This window comes from Nocardioides sp., assembly GCF_031422975.1.
In the GTDB taxonomy this organism is placed as follows: domain Bacteria; phylum Actinomycetota; class Actinomycetes; order Propionibacteriales; family Nocardioidaceae; genus Nocardioides.
Genome location: NZ_JANPEO010000459.1, coordinates 1 through 6,088 on the forward strand (window position 1 = coordinate 1; position 6,088 = coordinate 6,088).

Consider the following 6,088-nt stretch of genomic DNA (forward strand, 5'->3'; position numbering starts at 1 on the left):
GTGGCGGCGCAGGCCCACCGCCGGGTGCACCTGCGCGAGTTCGCCAAGGTCGGCGCGAAGTCCAGCGACCTCGTCCTCCAGGTCGAGCAGGCACTGCCGACCGACCCCGATCTCGCGGTCATCCTGATCGGCGCCAACGACGTGACCCACACGGTGACCCCTTCGCAGTCGGTGCGGCACCTGGCCGAGGGCGTGCGCCTCCTGCGCGAGCACGGCGTCAAGGTCGTGGTCGGCACCTGTCCCGACCTGGGCACGATCAAGCCCATCGCTCCCCCGCTCAAGCAGGTCGCGCGCTCCTGGTCCCGGCGCCTGGCCGCGGCCCAGACGATCGCGGTGGTCGAGGCAGGCGGCCGCACCGTGGCGCTTGCCTCGATCCTCGGGCCGGAGTTCGCCGCGGCCCCGGCCCTGCTGTTCGGCCCGGACCAGTTCCACCCCTCCGCCGACGGCTACAAGCAGCTCGCGTCGGTGCTGATCCCGTCCTGCCTGGCCGAGCTGGGCCTGATCCCCGAGGACGAGGCCCTGCCCATGGCCTACCGCGGCGAGGGCGTGCTGCCGGTCGCGGCCGCCGCCGTACGCGCCGTCAAGACGCCTGGCACCGAGCTCGGTGGCACCGAGGTCTCCGGGTCCCAGCGCGGCCTGCGCGGCCGCTGGGTCGAGCTGCGGCACCGTCGCCGCCACCCGAGCCCGGCTGTCGAGTCGCCGCAGGAGTCCGAAATTGACGCTGGCCCGGCGTCCATCGACGTCGGGCCAGCGGAGTAGCGGCGGATCAGTCCTGCTGGAAGATCGCCAGGATCCGGAGCAGGTTGGTGTAGATCCAGACGAGGCTGACGGTCAGGCCGAAGGCGGCACGCCAGGAATCGCGCTCCGGGAGGCCGGCGGCGATGCCCTTCTCGACGAAGTCGAAGTCGAGGATCAGCATGAACACGCCCATCACCAGGCCGCCGATGGCGAACAGCAGGCCGAGCGTGCCGAAGCCGAAGAAGCCGATCTGGTTGCCGAAGAAGCCCAGCACCATCTCCATCATGCCCAGCGCCACCATGCCGAACATGGCCGCGACCACGAAAGTGCGGAACTTGTTGCCGACCTGGATGTTGAAGAACTTGTAGGCCGCGAGCGTGCCCGCGAACGCCGCGAACGTGCCGATGACGGCCTGCAGCACGATGTCCGTGCTCACCCCGGCATAGGCCGGGATGATCTTGGAGAACGCACCGAGGGCGACGCCCTCGAGCGCGGCGAAGGCGATGACCAGCGCGGGGCTGATGACCTTCTTGAAGGAGTTGACCATCGACAGCGCGAACGCACCGAACGACCCGACCATCAGGGCGAGGTAGAGCCGGCCGATGGCGTCGGGGTTGTTGGCGCCGGACTCGGTGATCGAGTCTCCGGTCCAGAACCACGTCGCGGCCGCAGCTGCGATCACGACGGCCAGGGTGATGGCGGTCTTCTGGACGACCGAGTCGATCGTCATCCGGCCCTGGCCGACCTGCTGGGTGGGGCTGCCGGTGCCGAAGTTGGAGGGGTCGCCGTACTCCGGGGCTGTCGGCGCCTGGCCGTAGCCGGGGTAGGCCTGGCCGCCGCCGGCGTACGACTGGTTGCCGTAGGCGTTGGCCGTTCCGTTGAACTCCTCGGAACGGTTGAAAACAGGGTTGTTGCTCTTCATGGTCTCTCCTTGGAGGCCGCTGTACAGGGTGCTGCGTGTGCTGTCACCTTACGTGGCAGCTACCTGTTCGAACGTGCGAGCGGGGCCCGGTGTTCCCGCGAACCGCCAGATCACTCTCACCCTGGACACGGTGCCCCGACTGGGATTCGAACCCAGACTGCGCGGTTTTTAAGACCGCTTCCTCTGCCGGTTGGGATATCGGGGCTACAGATGGGTGCTGCGAGCGTAGAGGGCGTACGCCCCCGCGGCCCGGTCAGTGCACCAGCTCACGCGCGCGCCGGAAGACCGCGTCGAGCATGGCCGGTGTCAGCCTGCCGGTGAAGGTGTTGTGCTGGCTGGGGTGGTAGCAACCGAGCAGGGTCACCGGTCCGAGGGACACCTCGGCGCCGTGGCCGAACCTGGGCTTGGGACGAGGCACGGCCAGTCCGGCGCCGGACAGGGCGCGCAGCGCACCGTCCCAGCCGTAGGCCCCGAGAGGAACGACGACACGCACGTGCGGAAGGAGCAGTCGGACCTCCGCGTTGATCCAGGGCGCGCAGGTGTCACGCTCGGCGGTCGTCGGCTTGTTGGCGGGTGGTGCGCAGCGGACCGTGGCGACCATCCGGGCACCGATCAGTCGCTGCCCGTCGCCCGCATGCTCGCTCGTCGGCTGCGCCGCGAGCCCCACGCGATGCAGGGAGGCGAACAGCCAGTCCCCGCTCGAGTCACCGGTGAACACCCGCCCGGTCCGGTTGCCGCCGTTGGCCGCCGGCGCGAGGCCGACGATGAGGATCCCGGGCTGCGGGTCACCCCATCCGGCGATCGGCCTTCCCCAGTAGGGCTGGTCCGCGAAGGACGCCCGCTTGTCGCGGGCCACGTCCTCGCGCCACCGCACGAGGCGGGGGCACGTCGCGCACACGCTCACCCGGGCATCGAGCTCGTCGAGCGAAGCTGCCCCGGCGAGGCGGCGGACGCCCGCGGGCGTGCGCGCCACCGGCGTGTCCGCCTCCGCGGGGTCCTCCGGCCAGCCGGTGCCGGGGCGCGTCGGCGACCCGAACAGCTGGCCGGTGAGCGGGTGCGGTAGTTCGGTCATGGCCGCATCGACCAGGCGATGCCCTCGAGGATGTCGGCCTCGCTGACCATCAGGGACTCCACGGTCGTACGCCTCATCACCCTCGACGCGATCAGGGCACCCGCGTCGATCACGTCGGCTCGACCGGGGTGCATGTAGCCCAGCGCCAGCCGCTCGCTCACCGTCATCGCGACCAGCCGGTCGACGTAGGCGTGGACGTCACCCACCGCATGCACCGAGCGGTCGACCGCGTCTGGGTCGTACGTCGCCAGGTCGAGCACCCCCGCCGCGATCGTGGTCACGGTGCCCGCGATGCCGACGACGGTGGCCGCCGCCGCGAGGTCGACCCCGCACGCGTCGAGCTGGTCGTCGATGTCGCGGACGACCGCGGCGATCTCCTCACGCGTGGCCGGATCGTGACGGATGTGGCGCTCGTGCAGGCGGACCGAGCCGATGTCCATCGACTTCGCAGCGCGCACACCACCGTCGTCGCCCAGCACCACCTCGGTCGAGCCGCCCCCGATGTCGACGACCAGGATCGGCCGCGGGACCTCGGCGGTGACGTTGCTCATCGCGCCGGCGAAGGCGACGGCCGCCTCCTCGTCACCCGTGAGCACGTCCGGCTCGACGCCGAGCCGCGCGAGCACCCCCGCCCGGAACTCGGCCGCGTTGCTGGCGTCCCGGGTCGCCGAGGTGGCGCAGAACCTGACCTGCTCGACACCGTGCTCGGTGATCTGGGCGGCGTACGCGTCGATCGCCGCGAAGGCGCGGACCAGCGCCTCCTGAGAGAGCCGGCCGGTCGCGTCGACACCCTGCCCGAGCCGGATCACCTCGGACTCACGTGCCAGCACCTCGAGGCGGGACTCGTGGTGGATGCCGATCAGGAGCTTGATGGTGTTGGTGCCGCAGTCGATGGCCGCCACCCGCGTCATGGCGCACCCCCTGGGCCGGAGCCGCTGAGGTCACTCATCGGCATCCACCGTCACGCACGGCCCCGAGTCCCACCAGTCCCCGAGGAGATCGAGGACCTCGTCGCCGAGCGGATTGACGCCGCGACCCTGGGCCAGCGACTGACCGGCGAGGACATGGAGGCACTTGACGCGGTCGGGCATGCCGCCGGCAGAGATGCCCTCGATCTCGGGCACGCTGTGCCCCGATTCCGCTGCCAGAGTGGTGCGGAAGGTGAGGTAGGCCCCGTGGGCCGCGCGGTATGCCGCAGCCAGCTCCGCGTCCTCACCGAGCCGGTCCTGCATCTGTTTCATCAGGCCCGAGCCCTCGAGGGTGCCGATCCGGGAGGCCGCACGAGGGCAGGTGAGGTAGAACGTCGTGGGGAACGGCGTCCCGTTGGGCAGGCGGGGCTCGGTCGTCACGACGTCGGGGTTGCCGCACGGGCACCGGTGTCCGACGTCGTGGATGGCACGAGGTTGGCGGCCGAGCTGGGCGGCGATGGCGGCTTCGTCTGCGGGGTCGATCACGCGTCGATCATTTCACGCACGCTCAGTTGGCCTTCGCCACGCCGTCGATCTCGGCGGCGGGACCGTCGGCGGGCGCCGGCGGGTTGCCGGCCAGCTCGACCGAGGCCCAGGCATCGGACCACCAGGCCGTGGGGACCGTCTTGATCACGTCGTCGGGATCGCTGAGCGAGGCCCGGCTCTCGAGCGGCTCGCCGTTCTCGTCCAGCACCAGGAAGCCGGTCTCGCCGGGCATGAGGTAGCCGAAGCGGGCCCGGGCCTGCGCCTTGACGAAAGCGGGATCCTGCCAGCGCTGCTTCTCCCGCTCGAGGGCGTTGATGCTGTTCTCCCGCTCGGCGATGGCGCTCTTGAGGTCACCGATGTGCGCCCGCTGCTGGAGGTAGGCCCGCAGCGACGACGCGTACGAAACGGTGAGCACGGCCAGCACAAGCACCAGCACGGCCGCGCGGCCCGTGAACCGGGGCCGACGCGGGCCGGCCTTCACCGGAGCATCGATCGCCGGCATCGAGCCCGAGTCACTCGCGCGGGACGAGGTCGGCCGAGCACGCGACGTACCGCGCTCGGACCGGCTCGTGCGGGTGCCCGGCCGCGTGCTGCCGCCGGGCCCGCCCCGAGCAGTGCGACGTGATGAAGAGGGCGGGGAAGCCATGGTGAGCAGTCTGCCTGTCCCGACCTTCCAATCGCCGGTGTACGCGCCGGGCGACCGTCACCTTGCCGCAAGCGGCTGCGGCGCTCGCGTCCTGGGTGTGCCCGGGCTGCGCCCGGTCGCAACCAGTCGCTCAGCCCTTGAATCGCGGGAACGCGGCCGCACCGGCGTAGCGAGCCGCGTCACCCAGTTCGTCCTCGATGCGCAGCAGCTGGTTGTACTTGGCCACCCGCTCGGAGCGCGCCGGGGCGCCGGTCTTGATCTGACCACAGTTGGTGGCGACCGCGAGGTCGGCGATCGTGGTGTCCTCGGTCTCGCCCGAGCGGTGGCTCATCATGCAGCGGAATCCGTTGCGGTGCGCGAGGTCGACGGAGTCGAGGGTCTCGGTGAGCGAGCCGATCTGGTTGACCTTCACGAGCAGGGCGTTGGCCGACCGCTCCGCGATGCCGCGACCGAGGCGCTCGACGTTGGTGACGAACAGGTCGTCGCCGACGATCTGCGTCTTGTCACCGAGCTGCGCGGTCAGGGTGCCCCAACCGGTCCAGTCGTCCTCGTCGAGCGGGTCCTCGATGGAGATGATCGGGTAGGCGTCCACGAGCTCGGCGTAGTAGGCGATCATCTGGTCCGAGGTCAACTTCTTGCCCTCGAAGGCGTACTTCGACTTGTCGTGGAACTCGCTGGCCGCGACGTCGAGCGCGAGCCCGAAGTCCTTGCCCAGCTTGAAGCCTGCGGACTTGATCGCCTCGGCGATCAGGTCGAGCGCGGCCCGGTTGGAGGAGAGGTCGGGGGCGAAGCCGCCCTCGTCACCGAGGCCGGTGGCGAGGCCCTTCTTCTTCAGCACGGACTTGAGAGCGTGGTAGACCTCGGCGCCCTGCTGCAGCGCCTCGGAGAACGTGGCCGCACCGATCGGCGCGATCATGAACTCCTGGATGTCGACGTTGGAGTCGGCGTGCGAGCCGCCGTTGAGGATGTTCATCATCGGCACGGGCAGGACGTGGGCGTTGGGCCCCCCGACGTAGCGGAACAGCGGCAGGCCGGCCGACTCGGAGGCCGCGCGCGCGACCGCGAGCGAGGCGCCGAGGATGGCGTTGGCGCCCAGCTTGGCGTTGTTGGGGGTGCCGTCCAGGTCGAGCATGGCCTGGTCGACGACGCGCTGGTCGTCGGCCTCGAGGCCGATGATGGCGCCGGAGATGTTCTCGGCAACAGCCTTGACGGCCTTCTGGACGCCCTTGCCGGCGTAGCGCTTGCCACCGTCGCGG

General features: G+C 70.6%; 7 protein-coding genes and 1 tRNA gene. 1 reads left to right on the forward strand and 7 read right to left on the reverse strand.

Features of this window, described 5'->3' with window-relative positions; all coding sequences use genetic code 11:
- Nucleotides 1-759: SGNH/GDSL hydrolase family protein (locus RMO85_RS13685; protein ID WP_310529280.1), on the forward strand; the 759-nt coding region annotated here is incomplete at its 5' end.
- A gap of 7 nt (nucleotides 760-766) precedes the next feature.
- Here RMO85_RS13685 and RMO85_RS13690 read toward each other — a convergent pair.
- The 7 genes from RMO85_RS13690 to eno form a co-directional block, all read right to left on the reverse strand.
- Entirely contained in the window at nucleotides 767-1,660 is an 894-nt protein-coding gene (locus tag RMO85_RS13690) for a Bax inhibitor-1/YccA family protein (RefSeq protein WP_310529281.1), read from the reverse strand.
- 131 nt (nucleotides 1,661-1,791) lie between these two features.
- Nucleotides 1,792-1,865 (reverse strand) — tRNA-Leu (locus RMO85_RS13695).
- Between the two features lie 48 nt (nucleotides 1,866-1,913).
- Nucleotides 1,914-2,732 (reverse strand): uracil-DNA glycosylase, encoded by an 819-nt coding sequence (locus RMO85_RS13700; protein ID WP_310529282.1) that lies wholly within the window; start codon nucleotides 2,730-2,732, stop codon nucleotides 1,914-1,916.
- Entirely contained in the window at nucleotides 2,729-3,643 is a 915-nt protein-coding gene (locus RMO85_RS13705) for an exopolyphosphatase (RefSeq protein ID WP_310529283.1), read from the reverse strand. The genes RMO85_RS13700 and RMO85_RS13705 overlap by 4 nt, the downstream gene beginning before the upstream one ends.
- 30 nt (nucleotides 3,644-3,673) lie before the next feature.
- Nucleotides 3,674-4,186 (reverse strand): DUF501 domain-containing protein, encoded by a 513-nt coding sequence (locus tag RMO85_RS13710; protein WP_310529284.1) that lies wholly within the window; start codon nucleotides 4,184-4,186, stop codon nucleotides 3,674-3,676.
- A 22-nt stretch (nucleotides 4,187-4,208) separates the two neighbouring features.
- Nucleotides 4,209-4,832: a septum formation initiator family protein gene (locus RMO85_RS13715; protein WP_310529285.1), complete on the reverse strand. Its 624-nt coding sequence runs from the start codon at nucleotides 4,830-4,832 to the stop codon at nucleotides 4,209-4,211.
- A gap of 130 nt (nucleotides 4,833-4,962) precedes the next feature.
- Nucleotides 4,963-6,088, reverse strand: a 1,126-nt coding sequence (gene eno / locus RMO85_RS13720) for a phosphopyruvate hydratase (RefSeq protein ID WP_310529286.1), incomplete at its 5' end; no start/stop codon positions are given.